The organism is Lysinibacillus sp. RC79 (genome assembly GCF_041262405.1).
In the GTDB taxonomy this organism is placed as follows: Bacteria; Bacillota; Bacilli; order Bacillales_A; family Planococcaceae; genus Lysinibacillus.
Window position 1 is genome coordinate 44,250 of the sequence record NZ_JBGCCD010000032.1, and the last position, 19,501, is coordinate 63,750.

The 19,501-nt window shown below is 34.7% G+C and carries 17 protein-coding genes; all 17 read right to left on the bottom strand.

All coding sequences use genetic code 11. From position 1 onward, the window contains the following. On the bottom strand, nucleotides 1-948 hold the full coding sequence (locus tag ABH968_RS22370) for an MBL fold metallo-hydrolase (RefSeq protein WP_370047580.1): 948 nt from the start codon (nucleotides 946-948) through the stop codon (nucleotides 1-3). A gap of 106 nt (nucleotides 949-1,054) precedes the next feature. Continuing rightward, entirely contained in the window at nucleotides 1,055-1,276 is a 222-nt protein-coding gene (locus tag ABH968_RS22375) for a hypothetical protein (protein ID WP_370047582.1), read from the bottom strand. A gap of 11 nt (nucleotides 1,277-1,287) precedes the next feature. Next, the gene (locus ABH968_RS22380) at nucleotides 1,288-2,355 is read right to left on the bottom strand and encodes a LolA family protein (RefSeq protein ID WP_370047583.1); all 1,068 of its coding nucleotides are present in this window, start codon (nucleotides 2,353-2,355) and stop codon (nucleotides 1,288-1,290) included. Then, entirely contained in the window at nucleotides 2,355-3,809 is a 1,455-nt protein-coding gene (locus ABH968_RS22385; RefSeq protein ID WP_370047585.1) for a sensor histidine kinase, read from the bottom strand. Before ABH968_RS22385 ends, ABH968_RS22380 begins: the two co-directional genes overlap by 1 nt. After that, nucleotides 3,806-4,504: a response regulator transcription factor gene (locus ABH968_RS22390; protein WP_370047587.1), complete on the bottom strand. Its 699-nt coding sequence runs from the start codon at nucleotides 4,502-4,504 to the stop codon at nucleotides 3,806-3,808. Before ABH968_RS22390 ends, ABH968_RS22385 begins: the two co-directional genes overlap by 4 nt. A gap of 494 nt (nucleotides 4,505-4,998) precedes the next feature. Then, on the bottom strand, nucleotides 4,999-5,274 hold the full coding sequence (locus tag ABH968_RS22395) for a hypothetical protein (protein ID WP_370047589.1): 276 nt from the start codon (nucleotides 5,272-5,274) through the stop codon (nucleotides 4,999-5,001). 69 nt (nucleotides 5,275-5,343) lie between these two features. Beyond that, entirely contained in the window at nucleotides 5,344-7,746 is a 2,403-nt protein-coding gene (locus ABH968_RS22400; RefSeq protein ID WP_370047591.1) for a leucine-rich repeat domain-containing protein, read from the bottom strand. Nucleotides 7,747-7,967: 221 nt separating this feature from the next. Beyond that, nucleotides 7,968-8,867 carry a tyrosine-type recombinase/integrase gene (locus ABH968_RS22405; RefSeq protein ID WP_370047593.1) on the bottom strand — a complete coding sequence of 300 codons (900 nt, stop codon included), beginning with the start codon at nucleotides 8,865-8,867 and terminating at the stop codon, nucleotides 7,968-7,970. A gap of 1,246 nt (nucleotides 8,868-10,113) precedes the next feature. Further along, nucleotides 10,114-10,452, bottom strand: a complete 339-nt coding sequence (locus tag ABH968_RS22410) for a flagellin (RefSeq protein ID WP_370047595.1) — start codon at nucleotides 10,450-10,452, stop codon at nucleotides 10,114-10,116. 15 nt (nucleotides 10,453-10,467) lie between these two features. Beyond that, nucleotides 10,468-11,805 (bottom strand): flagellin N-terminal helical domain-containing protein, encoded by a 1,338-nt coding sequence (locus ABH968_RS22415; protein WP_370047597.1) that lies wholly within the window; start codon nucleotides 11,803-11,805, stop codon nucleotides 10,468-10,470. A 522-nt stretch (nucleotides 11,806-12,327) separates the two neighbouring features. After that, a complete protein-coding gene (locus tag ABH968_RS22420) occupies nucleotides 12,328-13,413 on the bottom strand; it encodes an SH3 domain-containing protein (protein ID WP_370047598.1) in 1,086 nt (361 codons plus the stop codon). A gap of 528 nt (nucleotides 13,414-13,941) precedes the next feature. Then, nucleotides 13,942-14,070 carry a hypothetical protein gene (locus ABH968_RS22425; protein ID WP_370047600.1) on the bottom strand — a complete coding sequence of 43 codons (129 nt, stop codon included), beginning with the start codon at nucleotides 14,068-14,070 and terminating at the stop codon, nucleotides 13,942-13,944. 539 nt (nucleotides 14,071-14,609) lie between these two features. Continuing rightward, nucleotides 14,610-14,942 carry a hypothetical protein gene (locus ABH968_RS22430; RefSeq protein WP_370047602.1) on the bottom strand — a complete coding sequence of 111 codons (333 nt, stop codon included), beginning with the start codon at nucleotides 14,940-14,942 and terminating at the stop codon, nucleotides 14,610-14,612. A gap of 522 nt (nucleotides 14,943-15,464) precedes the next feature. After that, nucleotides 15,465-15,665, bottom strand: coding sequence for a hypothetical protein (locus tag ABH968_RS22435; RefSeq protein WP_370047603.1), 201 nt, complete (start codon nucleotides 15,663-15,665; stop codon nucleotides 15,465-15,467). A gap of 231 nt (nucleotides 15,666-15,896) precedes the next feature. Then, the gene (locus ABH968_RS22440) at nucleotides 15,897-17,453 is read right to left on the bottom strand and encodes an esterase/lipase family protein (RefSeq protein ID WP_370047605.1); all 1,557 of its coding nucleotides are present in this window, start codon (nucleotides 17,451-17,453) and stop codon (nucleotides 15,897-15,899) included. A gap of 425 nt (nucleotides 17,454-17,878) precedes the next feature. Then, nucleotides 17,879-18,064, bottom strand: coding sequence for a hypothetical protein (locus ABH968_RS22445; RefSeq protein WP_370047607.1), 186 nt, complete (start codon nucleotides 18,062-18,064; stop codon nucleotides 17,879-17,881). Between the two features lie 169 nt (nucleotides 18,065-18,233). Further along, nucleotides 18,234-18,977: a peptidoglycan recognition protein family protein gene (locus ABH968_RS22450; protein WP_370047608.1), complete on the bottom strand. Its 744-nt coding sequence runs from the start codon at nucleotides 18,975-18,977 to the stop codon at nucleotides 18,234-18,236. Between the last annotated feature and the right edge of the window lie 524 nt (nucleotides 18,978-19,501).

Sequence of the window (19,501 nt, forward strand, 5' to 3'; positions counted from 1 at the left end):
TTAGCGTTGATGAAGGTATTTATATATAGTTGTAAGGTTAGCTTTAATACCGTTTACTCCCTTCCACTCACTATACTTATTAGGTATATCAAATTCATAAATAAAATCTTCTAGTGATAATTTGTGTTGAATAGCTTCTTTCGCGCGGTGAGTGATAAAAGATAAATAATCTATTAACGTATCGCATAAAGTCAAATCTGCAACGTTACCATGACCAGGTACAATTTTACTTATATCGATTTGTTTAACTCGCTGTAATATCGTCAAAAATTCTTCAGGATTATAGATTGGTACATGTAAATCTTCAGTCGCTAAATCACCCATAAAAGCTATTTTTTCTTTAGGTAGGTACATAAATGTATCACTCGGTGAATGTCCTCCGCCTAAACAGTATAATTCCACAGTTCTATCGGAACCGGTGATGGTCAATTTTTCTTCAAACAACAAGGACGGCAACACAATTTGTAATTGATATAAGTCATCCAACACCTTCGACATTTCTTCATATTGGTTGATTAAACTCGCTTTTATAATGGTGTCCTCTGTTGAATCGATTTGATTTTTTAGCTGAAGCAGGTATTGATTCATGTCCTGCTTTTCCTTCTCATAGTCTTCAATCTTATTTTTTTCTTTGCACAATTTCTCAGTTACATATGTAGAAATAATCGTTGTATCTGAAAATACTTGATTTCCAAAAACGTGATCCCCGTGATAATGACTGTTAATCAAATACTTTACTTTCTTACCAATTAAACTTTCAGCTTGGCGTCTTAACTCTTCCCCCGCTGAAGGAGTACTTAGCGAATCAAAAATTAGAAGCTCGTCACCTAAATCAATTATTCCTGCATTACTCCAAGCGCCTTGTCCTGGTTTAGCAATAGCAGCAAATACACCGTCACTTAAAGTATGCAAAGTAAAATATTCTGTTTCTACAATCTTTCGTTCCATTCATAGCTCCCCCTAGCAGTTTTTACATATTATAGCATTCATACTGGAAGATAAATCAAGACAAAAAGAAAAAATCCACTCTTTCAAAGTGGAATTTCTCATTATATTAAATAAGTCGCTTAATCTTCGTTTCATATAACGCAACAATTAATAAGCCACCAAGTATAGGGGTTAAAGAACTAAAGCTAAAATAAAATCCTTCACCATTGTATTGTCCTAAGAAATGAAATTGTAGCCATGGAACGCCATATGTTTCACCTACACCGTATAAAAAAACTGTGCTAAATAAAAACAATGCGAGACATTTTATAAATTCATTTCTTTTCATTACAATTCACCTCATTTAACGATGGTCATTTGTTTTGCATAGGCTACAAGATCTTCGATTGTTTGCTTAGAATCTACAATAAACATGCTATATTGATAGCCGTTTTCCTGCCAGTTAATACAATGGAATTTATTCTCGTCCATTACAGTACCTTTTTGACCTCGGATGTCCATTTCTTTTTCACCTTTAATAGACTCTACCTTCTTAGCATTACTATTTGCTTTAAAAACAGTTACTGAAATATCTGGCTGACCATTCTTCGCATAAGTAAAAGTATACTCTGAACGATCTTCTATCCCTTTATCTAATGAAATACCCTCCAAAGTTAGTCCATTTCCTTCTGGCACCATTAAAAATTCGCCAAGCTGTTCTTTTACTGTATCCAGTGTCACTGACTCAGATTGAGGTACTTTTATTTCTTCCACTTTTGCATCCTTCGGAATATCAATTGTAAATTGTGCATCATCAATTTTTGCACTGTCATCCAGTTTCGTATACTCTGATGTCATTTTATTTCCAGCACTATTTGTTATTGTTTTTAACGTTACCCATGTTTTTTTATCGACCCATACTTCTATATCACCTATTAAAGTATCATCTTTTTTAGCTTTCGCGACAACTTTATACGTATCTCTTCCAGCAATCTTCTCCTCTCCTGCAATTTTCACATCATGCGTATCCTTTACTAGATTAAATAGTGATTCTGCCTGATCTCTTGGTGATGGGAAGCCATTTGAACCATCTCCGTTCATATCCATTTTATGAACAGTGTTTTTTACAACATCATACATAATAACTTGTGAGCCATTGTTGACTGTGATGATATGCTCACCATTTTCTGCTGTCATCTCAATACGTCGTTTACCATCTTTAGTCCACTCCTTTACTTGAGCTTTTCCACCAATGTCACCCATGTCCATTGTGTATTCACCGTAATAAGTAATTGGTTCTTTCGTTTCTTGCAATGCTTGATCAATAATTTCCTGTGGTGAATATGACCCTTCTGTATTACAACCTACTAAGCTAAATGTTAGTGCGGCAACTAAACCTGCTGCACGTAATGATTTTTTCCAATTCATTATGAAATCTCTCCTTTTAATGGTGGCAACCAGCAAAGTACAGCTGTTCCATAGCCTTCTTTCGATACAAGCTCTACTGTCCCACCGTGTTTTTCTATTATTTGTTTTGCAATATTTAATCCTAGTCCAGTGCCTCGCTCCCCAGCCTTAGTTCGTGCTGAATCAGCTTGGTACATGGGCTCGAATAGCTTCTCGATATCCTCTTTTTTTACACCTTGCCCGCTATTTTGTACAATGATATACATTCCATTCTGCTTATTCAGTGCTGGCGATACAAAATCAAAGCACTCTATAGGGCATTGTCCAGCATTCACGGCTGCTAAGCCTATCGTTGTACCTACTGCTCCATAGCGCCAAGCATTACTCATTAAGTTGTCGATCACCCGTTGAAGCTGCTTCGGATGAACTTCATACATACCCTCTATGTCAAAAGTAACTTCAAGCATAAATCCTTGATCCTTGCATAGTTGCTCATAATCAGACAGTGCCATTTCAAAATACTCTGCCCCATCTACTGCAACAAGTTCTAAATGATAGCTTGTCGATTGCAGTAAAGTGTACATTAGTAAATCCTCTAACATATGCTTCATCGTTTCAGACTTTGTTAAAATAATTTGTCGATACTCTTCTTGCTGTTTTTCCGATAACGTCTTGCTTTGTAAAGACTCAGCATATGCTTGAATAGCTGTAAGAGGTGTTTTTAAATCATGGGAAATACTTGCAATCATTAGCTCCTTTTGCTGTTGTTCAGCTTTTAAATGAGTTCGCGCAGTTTCAATTTCGTCTTGCATGGCAAGAAAGGTTTGAGCAAGTTCCCCAATTTCATCTTTTCTTGCTCCTAAATTCGATTCCACATGCTCCCCCTTTGCAAAAGCACGCATTTGCCGCATCAGTTCATGTAACGGACGATTTAATTTACGGTTAAGCAGCATCATAACTGCAAAATAAATAAGGAGAAATAATAATATAGAGCTAGCTAATACAAGCCAAGAACGACTTTCTACACCTTTTACCCAATCCGTTCGCACTAATTGAATCTCATAAATCCCAAGCAATTCTCCATCTTGATAAACAGGTTCTTTATAAGTAAAGGCATTGTAATTTTGCTTTAGCTCATATAAACCTTTAAAAATAGTATCTTTAGAATCAATCACCGACAACGATCTCAATGGATTTGAGGAATACAAAAACAAGCCTGATTTCGAATAAAGTGTAATTGCAAGATGATCATTCGTTAGTGCTTCAATATCTTTGATATCCGCATTTTTTCTATAGTACATAGGATTTTCGAGAATAGATTTTACTTGATTGAGCTCTGTTAATTTTTCGAAATACTCAGCAACGTTTTTATCTTGATAATAGGCATTAATCCACACATAAAGGCTATAAGCACCTGTTATCGGTAAAACCATCACGATGAAAAAAGTGATGAGTAACCATGTTTTAATCTTCATAATAGTTCACCGATAAAGCGGTAACCCTTACCCCATACTGTTTGTATATAATACGGTGATTTGACTGGGTCTTTTAGCTTTTCTCGTAGCGCCTTTATATGTACTGTGACTGTATGTGTTTCATCTACACTCGCCTGTTGCCAAATATGCTGATAGAGCTCTTCTTTTGAAAAGGTTTGGCTTGGATTTTTCGCAAGTAGTTTTAACAGAGCAAATTCCTTTTGTGTCAAGGTAAGCTCCTCATTATCAAGGCGCGCTGTTTCCTTTTGCCAATCAATTTTTAAGCCGTGTATAAAGGATGTTACATCTTCTGTTATTTCTTTTTTCGTATAACGTTTCCAGCGACGTAAGTGTGAGGCTACACGTGCCTTTAACTCCTCTAAGCTAAATGGTTTCGCTATATAATCGTCAGCGCCCTGCAAGCCCTCAACCTTATCTGCCTCTTCCTTACGCGCACTCATCATTAAAATAGGAACATCACTTTCCCAACGAATATTTTGGCAAACTGTCAAACCATTCATCTCCGGTAACATCCAATCGACTAACACTAAATCGAACGTATCTGCTTGAAAATCCGCTAACCCTTCAAGTCCTGTTGTTGCCCAAGTAATTTGGTAACCCTCTTGCTCAAGCGTATCCTTCACTATACGCCCTATCGCCGTATCATCCTCAATCAGTAATAGCTTTTCTTTCATCTGTTTTCCTCCTGTACTAACCTTACTATGTAAAAAGACATTTTTTCTGGACTTTACACTTTCTTTATAATTACCATAGATTTGGTTATCCGTCACTTCTCGTTTTTTATCCGTCGTTCTGGATGAGCTATCGGTCGGCGCGAGATTTTTCCTGCGCCTTTTCATCCGTCGTTTGGCTCGAGCTTTCCGTCGCTTCTCCTTTTCTATCCGTCGTTCTACCCAGCCTTTCCGTCGCCTTCTTTCCCATCCGTCGTTCTGCTCGTGCTTTCCGTCGCTTCTCCTTTTCTTTCCATCGTTCTACCTGGCCTTTCCGTCGCCTTCTTTCCCATCCGTCGCTTCTCCTTTTCTATCCGTCGTTCTACCCAAAATGCCCCTCAATTCTTATCTACAGCAACTTCAAAAACTCCATTTCGATAAAGATTGTTCAAAATGGAGTTACTCTTTTAGATAAGTATGGAATTTTTTGCAAAAAAGTTTGATCATTTTAATAAGCCTTATTCTGCAACCGCGCCTTTTTCTGGAATAAGCAATTCACTTATTGATATTAATATAACAGTTAGATTTCCTTTATTAGACAATAGATTTTTTTCAACATCTACTATTTGGCTGCCACTGACCAACTCGAGAATGCTGTTTTTTTCAACTTCCGTTTCGAAAACTGATTGTCCGTCTCCGCTTTGAACTATCACTTTCGCATCCTCTAATGGCTGCGCTATCGAAACGATACGACCACTTTTATCGTGAACGATCGACACCTTCACTTTTGTCATTTCTACTTCACCCCTTTCGGTCGATCAGTAGGCCAGATTATGAGAACTTTCGTCCAGAATACCCCCTCGTCACAGTGTCTCAACTTGAGCAAGAATGTGAACGTTACAAGAGTTGAAGGGTGCATTGTTCATAATTTTGATTTTATAGGCTTTTGTGCCGTCGACGTGCTCGAACGACTCCCCCTGCGTGAGCGTTGCGTGTCCCACAGGATTTAGAACACCCGCACCGGGAAAGACTACAGGACCATTTCCGATATAGTTTAGTCCCCAATTTGCACTATCATACGAATCTACCATAAGAAGAATAACAACCTTAGACATACCGCTTTGCGCAACGACTTGAATGTTACTGAAACCTTCTTTTTGGTTTTTCAGTTTAATCGTTTTATCGTCTGGATTAAATTCGTATGAAACAGCTTCACTGTTTGTGTTGCTAAGTGTAACGGTTGGATTGTCTAAATTCAAGATGTTGATTAAACCACCCAAATTGATTACTTTTTCCTTGTTCAGACCAATCATAGAGACATTAATGACTTCGCTGAATGATTTCTCAAGGTCGCCTACGCCTACCTGTCCGTTATCTTCAATCACAGGTGGTTTAGGGTTAACCGGTGGTGTGACTACCGCATCCTCAACATCAACCATGAACGTAATTGGTTCAGAGTAATTCGTTCCATCTGTCGCTTTTACAGATACTTCATAAGAATCTTTGACTTTAGACGTGAACTTCAATTCACCTTTCGCATTTACCCAAACTTCTGACGTGTGGTCATCTGATGTCGTCGCTTCAAATGACAGTTTGTCACCGTCTGGGTCGCTGAATAATTTAGTTAAGTCTACCGTTAAAATGTCACCATTTTTAATCTTTTTATCCGGTATAGAACCAATGACTATCGGTTCGTTATTTACGGCAATGTTGAATGAGTATAATCTCTTTGTAGTGAATAACTCGTTTGATGCTACGACTTCAAGCGTATGCTGACCGCCACCTGTAATTTTGCTACTTCCATCGTATGGATTTCCGTCAAGTGTGTATGTAACCTTATCAGCATATTGTACAGTGAATATAGGTGTTACTTCACCTTTATAAGATTCACCAGCTATCAAGCTAGATGTAATAGTTGGCTCTTTTAAATTTTCTTCTAAAGGTATAAACCCTTTGCCCATGTAAGCAGTCTCAGTTGTAGACCCAACATGACCTAAGATTACACCCGTTGTTGTAATTCCAAATGGTAAACTACCCGTAGGATACTTTAAGTATTTATTTAATACAACGACCTCGTTAAACCATGTATTCGTGTTAAAGGCGTTGACATCAACAGAAATTAACGCCTTTGGTAGTACCAATTGATTGAAAGTACCCATGTTTGAAAATGCATTCGCACCAATAGATGTTACAGAACTAGGAATTATCAACTCTTTTAGACCTTTTACCCCATTGAATGCGTCAGCGTCAATCGTTGTTAGGGTGCTAGGTAAATTCAAGGCTTCTAATCCTTTTACGCCCTTGAATGCTTTAGTCCTAATGCTCTTTAAACCTTCATTAAACTCAATATTCTTTACGGTTGTTCCACCCTCAAAAAAGGCATTTTTAATATCCGTTACATCATCAGCAAACTCCAGTTTATCTATTGTACCTGTAAATGTCGAAGGTGTTGATGGGTAATAACCGTACTTATTATTTAGCACGTTCTGCCCCAAAATCAATTCACTGCCCGCCCCACCAAAGTTGATGAAATTGGCACGAAACGGTCCGGGACTAGTAAGGTTTCGTGTATCCAATTTGTTCACGATGGTATTTTTAGTAAACGCGTCTGGTACGGCTGTATAGAATGTTGTAGGTAACACTAACTCACCAATCGTCATACCTTTAAACTCAGCAAGATACCTTGTTTGCATCCCAAAAACCTTTTCAGGAATCACGAATTTATCTACAGTTATAGGTTTCGCTGAATAATCCGACCATAATGCCATATTGTTAAGACTATTGTCTATTACACCACTGTATTGATACGCATAGTAAACATCTATCCCTGAGTCAAGTGTTGTTTTATACTTTACGGGTTTAAAGTTTCTATCATAGTTGATAAACCCACTCATTTTGATGTCTGGATTTGGTACTAGTACCTCAGACAAATAATCTTTTGGATAAACACCATCTCGATTATACTGTGCCTGATTACTCAAAGTCTCAAATGCGCTTGCATCAAAATCCACAACCTTGTAACCATTTATCTCTTCTGGAATTTTAACACTATAAGCCCCTGTTAAAGATGACACGGTAATATTAGTGAATTTAATTTCTGTATCACTAACCGTCATATAGTTAAGGTAATACCCATCACCTTGCCACTTACCACTTGCCGCATGAGCTGTCGGAACTCCCGAAACCGCTGGTACTACTGATGTTACTACTAATGCAGGAATTGCTATCCCTTTGAATACTTTACTTCCTGTTATTTTTTTTGCCATTTAAAACACCTTTCTTTCTTTTAAACAAAAAAAGAAGTACCAAATAAACGCACATAAGTGCACTTATTCGGTACTTCCGAATTGTGTTAGTTGTTTTGTTTTTTTACATTCGTTTCCAATAAAAGAGTATTGAACCAAATACATATTAAAGTATATTTTATTTATTATTGATATTCAAGGTAAATCTTTAAATAATGAAAATAGAAGTATTTAATAACTATTTAAATATAATCATCCAAATCTGTAGAGTCTAATTTGATATAATGCTCTGAAATTGTTTGAACAGACTTATGGCCACTCTGCCTAGCGATGGTTGCTAAATCTGCCTTATTACGGTGCATACTGGTGATTTGTGTTTTCCTTAACGTATAAGGCGCAACATTTATCCATTTCTTTATGTTTTGGCGGTAAGTATTAGCGTTTATTTGAATAGAACTATAATTTCCCCACTTATCCAATTTGCCAACAAAGTAATCATCAGGAGCCAACTTAAAGCTAGATATATACCGTTGAACAGCAAATAACGCTTCCACTGTTAACCGCTTCCGATGTAATATTTTTTGCTTAATTAACTTTACAGCAACTTCCCTCCTGGAAAAATCAAAATCTTTCAAACGTAGTCGTATCATTTCAGAAGGTCTATTTGCAGTGATTAGATTAACTAAACAAATTGCATAAATGCGGATATCCTCAGGTTTATCAGTATTGAACTTTTCAATTAGAGATAAGGCTTCTTCTTTCTGCATTGCAAAAGTAACAGGATTGATTCCCTTTTTTTCTAGATAAGGTTCAAAATTATACAAATCACGCATAGCCTGAACGGACTCGCTAAATACTTCTGACTCAATATGTCCTTGAATTTCAGCTAAATAGAAGCGGAGTGCAGCTACTTTCCGATTCATTGTATTTAATCGAACACCTTTAACTTCAACTTCATGTAATAAATATTTTTCAGCCCCAAAGAAGTCAATTGCGTAGTGATTTAGTGAACACCATTTCTTAAATAAGTTAAATTCCCCTTCATAGTCTTTTCTTTTCTTCTCTTTAGTTAGCATTTTTATTTCTTGTATTCGTTTTTCATCTTGAAAGTGATTTATTCTTATTATCGATTCTTCATTCACCTGGGACACCCCATTATCATGTATTTCGTTATTGAGTTGGAATACACTCTAGATAGTTCATTAACTTAAAGCTTTATTATTATAAACGTGTGAATATTTCAGAAAAATTAAATAAAAATCAAGTATAGAGAGAAAACGGATAAAATCAACTAGTATTAGGAACATCGCTTTATTACTTATAAATCACTATGACGGTTGCAATAAACCAAACATTTAACTTCTTTTGATAAAAGATGAAAAATAAATGAATGAGTTTTTTCCTATTTATACAGATTATCTGCAATGAAATATCCTTGTATTAAAATCTTTGTAAGAACTTGTTCTGGATAAATCGTTTTAGGATCAGTCAAATTTATACCTATCGCTAATTCATTTGAAATTGCAAGGAAGTCATACCTCTCTTTTTTTAGAAAAAATTATCTTTTCCTCATACTCTTTCGTTATCCGAAAAAACACTAAATAAATATTAATATAAGAGGAAACAGACTCTTTTAAGAAATTTCCCTAAAACAATCTCATATCCCATTAGTTTTTATAAATTACATAAAAATTATTAATTACCTTATTTTGTATAATATTAATTAACTTATTCAATCTCTATTATACTCATTTTATCAACCACTGAAAAGGAAGGTTTTTAGTGGTTGATATAGAATTAACTTTCAATATAAAATATTTTAAATTGTTTTACTAGTTGAAATAAATTGTTTAAATAAAGATTTTCTTTTCTGGAAAATTTGAATTTATTTGATGTTTCTGCATTGGTTGAAAATTACAAATTAATTAGATGAGGGACTTGAAATAAAATGCATAAAAAAAGCCTGTACATGACAGGTTACTGGAAAAGGAATGTTGAAATTTTGGCTATACCTTCCTCTCCCCTTCAGGTGCTTGACCACGAACAGATAAGTTACCTTTATTTAAAATTTCGGTTTACGAAATATCAAACCAAAAAGGCAGAGTTCATTCTCTCACATTTTGTAGATTTAATCTGTCTTTATGTTTTAATAGTAACAATCTTTGAGAAAACAGCCTAAATAAAAAACAAATTTTAATCCCGATAAAGGTAAATGCTTATCGGGATTGGTTTTAATGCATGATATAAGGTATGTAATCCAACGTAAGAATGGCTTTTATGAAAGAACTTTAAATTACTAAGCACGGTTATTTAATCCTACATTGGATACTATCAATAACATTAAGCTTCGGACTAGCACTTTTAAAAAATATATCTATTTATAGTAACTCACTGAAGAAGTTGCAGGATTCCTTCCGGTTGTTTATTTGATTGAGCCAACATTGATTGAGTAGCTTGTAATAAAATATTATTTTTTGTGAATATCATTATTTCTTTAGCCATATCAGTGTCACGGATACGCGATTCAGCAGATTGAAGATTTTCAGATGTATTCATAACCGATTGATTGGCATGTTCGAGACGATTTTGATATGCACCATATTTACTTCGCTCTTTTGAAACTATGGCGATAGCTTTATCAATTATAGAAATTGCATCATTAGCACCTTTTTGAGTTGATAAATCAATTTTATCAAGACCTAGAGCAGAAGCTCGAACATCAGACAATTCTATTCGCATATTTTAATTAGAATTTGCGCCAACCTGTAGTTGTATTTCTTTATTATTAGAATTTTCAAATTGGGATGAATCAATATCTTTTGCACCAACAAATATCTTTCCATTATGACCGACAGATATAAATTGATCATTAAAACTTACAGTATCTAAAATCATTCCAGGTGTAGTAGTTGACGATTTCCAATCTGTACCATTATAAGAATAAAGAACTGTATCTTCAGCTGTAGCAACAAATTTACTTCCATCAAATACTACCTCATTTATATTATTAGGTGTATTAGAAATTTGCGAATCCCAATTGGATAGATCTGAAGACGTTATGATCGCTCCATTTGCTCCTACAGCAACATGAATACTTCCATTCCATGAAATACTATTAATATGTGTTGGTAAATAAGGTTTATCTGTCCAATTTACCCCATCTGTAGAAGTCCTTATAAAATTAGTACCTTTTAACCAAATAAATTCATTATTATTTTTGGAAATCTCGGAAGTTGCCTGATTTAAATTTGGATCTTGATAAGTCCATGTAGTACCATCATTCGAATAGGCAATACCTGCATTACCACTAGCCATGTATATTCCGTTTTTCTCATTAATACTGTAAAAATAATGTGATCCCCCTGTTATGCCATAATCCCAATTCATACCATCTGTCGAATAAATGACTGTTTGCCTTGAACCAACGGCGAAAAATTTATTACCATCCCAATAAGCATCAAGTAAGCTTAAAGGCGATGGTAAATTAGTAACCGTCCAATTTTCTCCATCAGTAGACATTGCAATTTCTCCTTGGCTTGAAACAGCTATTAACTTATCTGAACTCGCTATAATACTTTGAAAATTCCCATGTGCTCCTGTTTGAATTGTTTTCCAAATTATATTTGATTCTGTAGTACCACTTTTAATCTCACTACTACTATTGTTATTTAGTAATTTAATACCATTAAACTCTGTATTATTTGCAATTGCGTCAATACCACTTTTAATCTGCTCAACTTCCTGTTGAATTTGTTGACGGTCCAAATCGGTTAATGTGTCATTAGCGGCTTGGATAGCTAATTCTCTCAATCTAAGTAAGTTAGGATCTTGAATACTTCCTAAGCCACTTTCAGCTGTTTCGATTAATGAAATACCATCCTGAATATTTTTACCTGCCATATTTAAACCACGAATTTGCCCACGCATTTTCTCAGAAATTGCTAAACCGGCAGCATCATCACCAGCACGATTTATTTTATATCCAGAAGAAAGCTTTTCTAATACACTATCAGCCTTTTTCTTAGTTTGTGTTAATCTATTATTTGTATTCAGAGATGCTATATTGTGCCTAATTATCAAAGTATTGGATCCCCTTAAAATTCGTTTTAAGATAAAGTTAAATTTCTAATTTAAGATAATATTACCATTTTACCATTAAAAATGGAAGGACACTCGTTAAAATAGGAACATTACAGCATTGTAGATATTGTAATACTAGTGTAAAAAGAAAACCCATTGTTAGTGGGCAAAAAATTTAAATACTTCTTTGCTCCGGTGAAGAATTTTTGCTCACAAAACTCTATTGATACAGGTAGATACTTAAAAACTGTCAGATCATCTATAAATAAACAAAAGTGCATGCTGAAATATACGCATACACTTTTCTTACTAATTAAACTCTGAATTATTTAAATCACTAGGGCTAATCCCCAGTTAACATTGATTACAGTAGTAATTTGCTTCTAGGATTAAAATTCAAATGAAGATTAGCATAAATCTCCACTGTAGGCTGAGGGAAGCCCCCAACTACCAAAAGACGCTCTTCAAGCTTTTCTATTTGCTATATAATTCCCACTCAATCATCGCTGGTAGAGCGAAATTTTATTTACGATAATATATTAATCTTGCTGTTGTATAAAGTTTGTCATCATTCACAGAGATCAAAGCAGTGTAATCATTCTTTTCCCATCTTGAATATAAATGGCTATATTCTGTATAGGTAAATCGGTAATCATTACCGAATTCTGCTACCCCTTGCCTATGTAGACGGTCATGTAAAGAAGACATTTGAGCCCATGTGTGATAACTATCTTGTTCAGGAAGGAAATCATAGCTAATCATATCTAATTGCCCACCAGTAAAAAAGTATATCAACTGTGCTGAAAAGCCATATTTTGTCGTTCCATAGACTAAATAAGTATTTCTACCATCCTGTTGTTTTTGTATAAGCTTTGATTTTTCATTTTTCTCTACATCACGAATAGTCAATTTAAAGTTAATATTATTGAAAGGCACAACAGGCTTCTTTGCGGATAAAAATGCATCTACTACGTATCCTTTAATATTACCAGCAGTCACATAAGACCAACCTACTAATGTAGAATGTACAGTTACCTGTGTACCATTACTTAATGAACCTACTGAAGCTCCCGATTGACTGGCAATATTTCGAACGATAACCCCACTACCTGTATTAACGTACTTTGTCGTTGTTTTAGTCTTCCCAATAAAATCGGATTTAACATAGCCTACCACATTACCATATTGCACAAATGACCAACCATTTCCTACTGATCCATAGTCTTCAACAATCATATTATACTTTAATGTAGCTAATGTTGGTGCTGAAGGAGATGGCTTAGATTTCACAACGAGACCACTTTTAGAATTTGCAATTTTAATCGTCGCAGGTGGAACACTTAAAAAAGAGGAAGAAACATATCCCTTTACATCACCTGTTTGTATGTGAGACCAACCATCTGAGGAAGAAAACTCTATCACAAATTCATCCTTAGCTAGATTACCAATGGAAGCAGATGTATCATTCGGCGACTCTCTCACAACCAAGTTGGTGCCACTTACAACCTTCACTGTTCGATAATCAGCCGCATCTGCTACTTGATGCTGAATGCTAAATAGCATCATGAGTACAAAAACTGCAACAAACCATTTCTTTAGTATATTCAATCAATTTACCTCCTTTTACAACTCTGTTATTCTACCATTTATCCTATTGATTGTATATATTTTCATATTTTTTATTACTAAACGTGTAAAGACCCATAAAACATTTTTAACATATATATAAACCAAAGAAAATTTCGTTAGAAAACAAATTATAAATTAATAGATCAAAATTGGTCTCATCGAATCTAAAAAGCTCAGAAAACCTATTATTTATAGGCTTTCCAAGCTTAACTACACTTTTTTCTTCATACAAACCTTCTCATCTCGCAAATCTACACGTTTACTTTAATAATAAAAAATGAAGATTTACAGTCTAATATATATTAAGATAGCGTCAAAGGTAATACTTAAGACCGTTTATCTTGTTTCTCTGGGAGCAAAAGTTGAATATAATTTATGTGCAATATTTTATTACTGTACAAATGCGCAAATATACAAAAACCCCTTCGTATCAACGAAAGGGATAAAAATTATAATAATGTACATATATATTTATAGAGATAAATCAAATTCACCCTTCTTCAGTAATCACTTCTTTAAATCCTGATATAACAAATCATTATTAACATGGAATCCCCATTCTCTTTGAATGTTTCTACCATCAGATAAGCCACTTTTGATATTCGTCATTTCTATTAAAGAAATCCAATCTTTCAAATGGGAATCTCCTTGTCTTAAATAAATTCTTGCTTATCATAATCAAGATTGAAAATACTCTCAGTGGTGTTTCTTATAGTTGAAAACTCTTGATTAACTGAGAAGATTCGATTACACAGTGCTACTAGTCCCTCATATGAATAACCGCTTCCCTCTATATACAGTATGGATGCCATCGTATCATCTAAAAATTCTATACTTTATAGTAAGAATCACCTTTATGCCCTTCTACAACATCTTGATCAATAAATGAAATTTGATTAAAGTATAATTCCACTTCTTTTATTTTAGTTTTATAGATTAAGTGGTCAAAATAAACCTCAATGGAATCCTGATGTGGCATTGGAATCAATTTAAGAATAAAGAAACCAACGAATAAGAATAGTGTAATAACAAGATAACTTTGTTTGGTACTTATTAGAAGGCATAACGCTGCTATTAATATAATTACCTTAACAAATAGGACACTTCGCCTTAACCAGATGTAACTTCGAGATGAAATGACAAAATACATTTTAGGTTTTTGCATTAATAATCACTTAATGAACCGTTCTGACTAGAGACTTTAATTCGCCCATCACATCCATGCTTAAATAAAGGCTGGGATTAAATATAATCTTTCCTGAAACATCACCTTTAGGTTCTAAATCCATTAATCCAACTATCATGAATTTCCTTGTTGATTTACTTTTACTCTCTTCATATCTTAGATTTTCCTCAAAATCTTTATCTACTGGACGCACAAGTTTTTCGAATAAACGATATGAATGTTGAATTTCCTTATCTGCGATTTGTTGAACAATAGGCCATCTCCCAACTTTATTTTTGGGAATCATTTGAACTCCTACAACTTTAAATTTTTTATTTTCCAAAATAGGTATCCCCCTTAAAATAAAAAAAGAACCTTAAACGTTAGTTGCCTAAACGTTAAAGGTTCTTCCTTTAGATCGATCATTGAATTAAATTACTTTTATTATAGTACTAAAAGTTAATTTTGTCTATATACAGTTATAAATTGTTTTACAAGTAATATACTTGTTTTCTTTTTCTGGCACCTTGCAACCTCTCGACCGTATTAATGCTCCAAAAGTCTGCATCATGATGAAAAACAACTTAAAATGATTGTTTTCGTAGTTATTGTCTTCTGTTTTCGAATAAAGCCTTGTCTTGATGTTCAAAGCCTCTTTTAATTGCGTAAATTCCACCCTAGATGGTCTATCCAATGTTGCACAATCACAAGTATGTAATCAATATCCAAACGCTCTGAGAGCTTCGTAAACATCATTTGAAAGGCTTCTCGTTTTAAAGTTGCAGAGAAAGCCACCTCTTCAAAGGCTTCGACATCTCAATGTTATTTTCCTCAGCGTATTTCATTGAAAATACGATGGAAATTATCACTCATGGATCAGTAGAGAATAGGCTTCTGCTTTATCGGTTCTGACTAGCCAAATGCTATCTCCGTAAACGCTTTTAATCGTTCCTTTAATTTGTTGCTCAGCTTTAACAGTTATTTCGTTGGTTGTTTTTGCTGTTGTTGCCTCAGCTTGATGTGGCGTGAAGGCAGCCATTCCTATTGTTAGTGCTGATACAATCATCCAATATTTTCTATACTAAAGAATCTTATCTGTGTATTCCATTTCACTTTATAAATTATTAACAGTAAAAATACCATGCTGAATGCAAACATGGTATTTTCATATCTTTTATTTAAATAGGTGACTTATTACCTCTTTAATATCTTTTATAACTATATGATTATCAATTCGAAAACCAACCGTCGCTAAAGATATATGTTTTCAAGGTCTTTTTCTAATTATTTTATATGTCTATTTTATATACTTAGAACGAACAATGGTCCTATTATATGGCTCACCTTGTAACGTTTCACCGGAAATATTTAAAGTTATATTATATACACCAGACTCTATATTCTCTGGAAAATTTACCATAAAGTTTTGTTCATTAACCTTTTGCATTTGTAGAGAAGAAGCAATGTCTTTACCTGTTGGATCTAGTACTCGTACATCGAAAGTAAGTTTTTGTAATTGTTGATTCGCTTGCACTGTGATGATATTTTTCGTTTCAAATGCTACTGTCGGAATGCTCACCTTAATCAAAGATGGACCCCCATGTTGAACTGCCAGTAAATACGCATTATCTCCTGCCTGCGTGCTTATATTTACCTTCCATTCCCCTTTCTCAGAAATAACGTCAGTAAATGTATGAGGTACTACGCCATTAAAGAAGGAGGCTTCCTCCAATGATTCGATTGTCTGGTTGGTATATTTTTTCCCTGAAGGAGATACCAACTCTATCTTATCACTAGTTAATCCTGTCCACAGTTTAACATTATCAAGTGAGGTCTCCACATAAAAAGAATGTGTCACATCATTTGACGATTGTAACTTTCCTCCATAAAAATAATGAGAAACATCCAAATCTTGAAACATATCGGATTGAGAAAAGTATTCTTTGTTTGCAATGATACGATCAGTAGAAGCAGACTGTAGATACTGTTCCAATCTAGAAAATACCGCAGATCCCATGCGAATACGGTCATGGTCAAGTGAGGTATCGGTAAATAAATGTGTTCCGTAAGATAATTTAGTGCTCACCTCTTTGACTAATCCATCATTTGGATCGGAAAGATATAGACCACCCATCCAGAGTGCAGATAGAAATGGTCCTGTATTAGTGCCAGCAATTGTATAATAGTTGTTCTTACTTACGTTGGGGTGATTGTCTATTAGTGAGCGAAAGTGTTCCATTTCCCCAACTTGAAGTGAATAAGTTCCATCATCTTTTTGACCGAGTAATGTAGCTAGCCAACCTGCCCACCAGCTATATGCAAGATCAGCTAACTCTGATCCATAATGAGGGGAACCTAAAGTAAACACCCTACCAACGTACGAATGAGCATTATTAAGAACTAATGCTGCTTGGGTATCGGGCCCACCCTTGCTATGGGCAACTATATTTAATTTTTTTCCGTTAAAATGTTGACTGATTTCTTTTAACATAGAGGCTAATAATTTTCCATTATCGTATTGACTATAAGAACCGTTCCCTGCCGCATCGTATAACTGAACAAATACAGTTCGATACCCTGCTTCATAAGCTTTTGTATACATGTCATTAAGACCATGATATTCTGTATTACCATACCAACTTGTAGCGTTACCGTTTTTCCCTTGAACGAAAACAATAGGTGGTTTATTCGGATCAACATTAGGTGGAGTATCTCCTAGAAACCACTCTCCAGGTGTAAAACTTTCACCTGGTAGCTTCAATCCATAAGGTTCAACCGGGTTTGAGGCAAAAACATCTGGAGTTGAAAAAAGAATAATTGTGGCCATTACTAATAATGAAACTATTTTTTTCAAATTGTTTTCCTCCTAATCATTATAGATCAAGTTAGTAAAGCTGTAGAAAAGCAATTCAGATTCCATAATTCCAAAAAACTCCCGATTACTACATTATCTTAAAGGTTTCCTTTGCGAGAATGTCTTGTGTATACCAAGTACTTTTAAGGTGTGTCGGTATTGTCTCATTTGTTAGTGCCCCTTGATCACTTGAGAGATAATCAGCTATATATAAAGTTTACAAAAATAGGTTTTGATTAATAGGATTAATGATAATAAATATGTCTTCAAAGATGTATTTTCAAACAGAGACAAACTAACCCCACCTTCCATCTATATCAATATTCTATGAAAAGGAAATGATTTCCTTCTTATTTTAAACAAAAAATAGCGTTATCTTATACTGCGGCGTAGCCTAACGTTGAGAAGCAGTGTAAAAGATTGCGTTAGCAAGTAAAATAGCATAGAACAAAACGACCAACATCCAACGCCATGTTGTTCATATAAAGCATCCAAATCCTTAATTCTGGTTTATAAACCCCTTCTTCTCGATCAATATGATGGATACTTTCTTGTCCATTTATATAACGTGAAACGATTCTTATTTTTTCATCTGATGTAAATTTGCTCATAAAAACACCCCATAAAAATTAGATATTGTGTCTGACTTTTACGGTGCCGTCAGAAAAGATGGTCTCTTTTAAATCTATCCCCTCAACCTTCTTGTACGAGGCCATTTCGGTTTTTTGATTATTAATATTCTTATCAACTAAAAAGTTTGTTCTAATAATTCGTTTCTGTTTATTCAGCTACTATATTTGTAACCTTAGCTAACTTAGCTGTTTTAATTTTATTTGCTCCTGCTTGCGCTACAGCCATTCCAGTAAACGTTCCTGTTTTAATACGCCATTTAGCTCCATCTGGCTCGATGTATACCACCCAACCGAAACGATGTTTTAATACATCAAGTACATTTTCAGCCGCTTGTCGTGTGCCGTATGTTCCAGTAAGTACACGGTACTTATTATTGTCGATAGCTAGCTTTTGTTGCTGTGCATTGCCACTTGCGTTTTTAACCATAGTAATAAATTTTGACCATAAAATTTTACCCTCTCGCATATTTCGAGGGCAATTTTTACCGCTAAAGTGATTGTGCTGAACAACATTTTGAATAGGGATATTTTCATCTTTCATAACTTTAGCAACTAACTCTGCAGCGTTCTGCATGGCTTTTTGATAGTTTCCATCACTATTAACACAAACCTCTATTTGAATCCCTTCATTATTACCTGTGTTACTTCCTGCGGCCCAACATCTCCAAGCATGTTCAAACGATTGCACTGCCTCTTTATCATCAACTGTGTAATGCCAGGAAGCTGAACGACTATTACCGTTGTATTGTAAACGTGCGTGTGCGTCTGCATCGGCTCCTAAACGTGTATTATCTGTTTCATGAACAACGATAAATTTTCTTGTGTTAGCTTTACCATAAGTAACCTTGTTTGCTTGTATATCAGGTACTAATTTTTTACGAATTGTAATCATCTCATATCACCGTCCTTTGGTTTCTCATAATTTAATACTTAGTGCAGATTCCTTTGAAGTCTCGTCAACTTCGTTTAAATGTTGGTTGTTGGTTTAATCTGTCTATATCATTTGTTAAACTAAATAGCGTTTTATTTAGATTGTTTGTAATGCGCCAAATGATTTAAAGATCTCCAATAAGCGCTGATATAATCGGCAGCTAATTATTGATTGTTTCCACCAATGTTCTCGCCTACTTTTCCAAAATAAAAAACCTTCCACTATGTGAAAGGTAATTTTTCCAGTATAAAAACAACCGCACAACAGAATCGAGTAGGAGACTAGCCATTAATTGACTAGTCGACCTCTCCCACCACCGTACGTAGGGTTCCGTATACGGCGGTTCAAAAGTTTTATGGTTTTAAAATGATTTGGGAGAGACTTTTTAAATTTTGTTTCTCCCAGTATTTATTATTTAGGGCTCTATTTATGATTGGATTATTAGATGAACGCCAATATCCCTTTCGGGTATTTGCCATTCTGTA